General features: G+C 70.5%; 3 protein-coding genes and 1 pseudogene. All 4 read left to right on the top strand.

What is annotated here, in order from left to right:
* Positions 1-238 (top strand): annotated as a pseudogene (locus FGX59_RS36410) (hypothetical protein); the annotation flags it as partial.
* Entirely contained in the window at positions 225-1187 is a 963-nt protein-coding gene (locus FGX59_RS36415) for an alcohol dehydrogenase catalytic domain-containing protein (RefSeq protein WP_138473423.1), read from the top strand. The pseudogene FGX59_RS36410 and the gene FGX59_RS36415, both read left to right, overlap by 14 nt.
* Positions 1188-1335: 148 nt before the next feature.
* Positions 1336-1779, top strand: a complete 444-nt coding sequence (locus FGX59_RS36420) for a hypothetical protein (protein ID WP_138473424.1) — start codon at positions 1336-1338, stop codon at positions 1777-1779.
* A 27-nt stretch (positions 1780-1806) separates the two neighbouring features.
* Positions 1807-2658 (top strand): MFS transporter (locus FGX59_RS36425; RefSeq protein ID WP_138473425.1); only part of this gene is annotated, 852 nt, incomplete at its 3' end.

The following is a 2658-nucleotide window of genomic DNA, read 5'->3' on the forward strand; positions in this document are numbered from 1 at the left end:
CGCCGCCTTCACCGATGCCGAGGAACGTGCGGTCGGGCTGCAGGACGTGGTGCCCTTCCTGCTGTCCTCGCGGCTGGCGGAGCTCGGCGCGGACATGACGCCCGGTGCCGACTGGACCGACACGACAGCCGTCGACGGCCGTCTGGTGACCGGACAGAACCCGCAATCGGCGGCCAGCACTGGCCGGCGGCTGGCGGAGGCGGTCAGGGCGGCGGAGGCCGGCAATGCGCGGGACTGACCTTCCGGCGCATCACCGGGCCTGGACCTGGCAAAGCGGCCGGGATCCGCATGATCTGGTCCTGGCCGAGCAGCCCGTCGCGGCGCCCCGCCCGGGCGAGGTGCTGGTGCGCAACGCGGTGATCGGCCTCAACCCGGTCGACTGGAAGGTGCTGGGCAGCGACACGTGGCGGCCGGGCAAGGTGCCGGGCTGCGACGGCGCGGGCATCGTGATCGCCGTCGGCGCGGATGTGCCCGGGGCATGGCTGGGGCAGCGCGTCGCCTATCACGCCTGGCTCGGCGGGCAGGGAAGCTTTGCCGAGACCACGCCGGTCGCGGCACGCGCGCTGCTGCCGGTTCCCGCCGGGCTGGATCTGGAGGTCGCGGCTTCGGTGCCCTGTCCCGGCCTGACCGCCTGGCTGGCGCTCGGCAAGCTGCCGACCGAGCCGGGCAGCCTGCTGGTTGCCGGTGCGGGCGGCGGGGTCGGAACCTATCTGGTGCAGCTGGCGATCCGGGCAGGCTGGAAGGTCACCGCGCAGTGCCACCCCCGCCATCATGACCGCCTGGTTGCGCAGGGAGCCGCGGTCCTGCCCTGGAACGCCGAGCTGCCGCGGGCGGCCCATGCCGCGGCGATCGACCTGCGCGGGCCCGAGGCCGCGGCGGGCCTGTTCCCGCATCTGCGGGCCAACGGGCATCTTGTCTGCATCCAGGGCCGCGTCGGCGGCTGGGGCGGCGAGGCCTTCGCGCGGTGCATCTCCCTGCACGAAGTCGCCCTCGGGGCGCTGCATGTTCATGGCGATGCCCGCGACTGGCATGCATTGCGCCGTGCGGCTGCCGGGATCTTCGATGACCTCGAGACCGGCCGGCTGGCGCCCGAGCCTGTCGTGGCCAGAGACTTCGAATGCCTGCCCGCCCACCTCCGCGCGCTCAGGGACCGCGACTTTTCCGGCAAGGCCCTCATCAGGGCATGAGACAGGCACGGCCCCTCGCGCACGGCATGCCCCGGCGGCATCGCTGCGAAGCCGTTCCACGGCCTGCCTGCGGCTGTCCCGCCGCGACAGGAAACCTGGCGCGAGCCGTAGAAGGGTCGATCTGCAATTGCCTCCGGCGAATAACATCATGACACAAATGCGCTTCTTCCTTCCGCTTCTGACGCTGACAGCTCTCGGCTCCGCCGCCCTGGCGCGCGATTACCTGCCCCGGACGCAGGATATCGTCGTCGTCGAAAGGACCTTGAACCTGACCGGTGCACGGCGGCATCCCGACGGGGAAGGCCCCGACCTGACCGGCATCCTGCCGGGCGGCGACCGCATCGAGGTCGACCTGCACCACGACGGCACCGTGGACAGGATCGAGGCGCCGCATCACGGCACCATGCCCCTGGGCGAGCTGGTGCCGCTGCTGCGCAGCGATGTGGCAGAGGCGCTCTACGCCACCACCGCGCTGACGGCCGGAACCCGGCTGCGGGAAATGGAGCTCGGCGACGAGATCGCGCTTGAAGGTCCGGGCTTCACGGCGGAGTTCACGGCAGACGGTCACCTGAAGGAATGGAAGCGCGACTGACCCCCGCGCCTGCGGAAAGACGGCACAATGACAGACACCTCTTCCTCGCGCTGGATTCCAGCGCATTTGCGCCGCGTCTTTGCCGGGCTGCTGGTCGCCACGGCGCTGGCCGCGCTCGACCAGAGCATCGTGAACACCGCCCTGCCCCGCATGGCCTCTGACCTTGGCGGACTGTCGCATCTCAGCTGGGTGGTCACGGCCTTCATGCTGGCCAATACCGTCTCCACCCGGATCTACGGCAAGATGTCGGACATGTTCGGCCGCCGTCCCTTCCTCCTCGGCGCGGTGGCGCTCTTCCTGATCATGTCCATGCTCTGCGGGCTCGCGCAGGGCATGGGGCAGCTCATCGCCTTCCGCTTCGTGCAGGGAATCGGCGCAGGAGGCATCATGACGCTCTCCCAGACCGTGGTGAGCGACCTGGTCGCGCCGCGCGAAAGGGTCCGCTACCAAGGGCTCTTCTCGGGCGCTTTCGCCTTCTCAAGCCTCGCCGGACCGCTTCTCGGCGGGGTGCTGACCACGCTGCTGTCGTGGAGATGGGTGTTCTACATCAAACTGCCGCTGGGCGCCCTGGCGCTGGCCCTTCTGTGGACGGCGCTCCCGCCCTCTCCGCCCCGGCACAGGCACCGCATCGACTATGCCGGGGCGCTGCTCTTGGTGATCGGGGCCTCGGCGCTCCTGCTGCTGTTCAGCCTGGGCGGGTCGCTCTTCGCCTGGGGCTCGGCGGCCAGCTTCGGGCTGGGCGCAGTGGCGCTCGCCGCGCTGGCCGGGTTCCTCTTCGTCGAAACGCGCGCGGCGGAACCCGTCATCAACCTCGCGCTCTTCCGCATCGGCAGCTTTGCCACCGGCATCCTGACCATGTCCTGCATGGGCTTCGCGATG

This window comes from Poseidonocella sp. HB161398, assembly GCF_005870025.1.
Taxonomy (GTDB): Bacteria; Pseudomonadota; Alphaproteobacteria; order Rhodobacterales; family Rhodobacteraceae; genus Mangrovicoccus.

Excerpts from the sequence above, each read along its gene's own strand:
- FGX59_RS36415 (WP_138473423.1), top strand. The coding sequence starts at position 225 with ATGCGCGGGACTGACCTTCCGGCGCATCACCGGGCCTGGACCTGGCAA.
- FGX59_RS36420 (WP_138473424.1), top strand. The coding sequence starts at position 1,336 with ATGACACAAATGCGCTTCTTCCTTCCGCTTCTGACGCTGACAGCTCTC.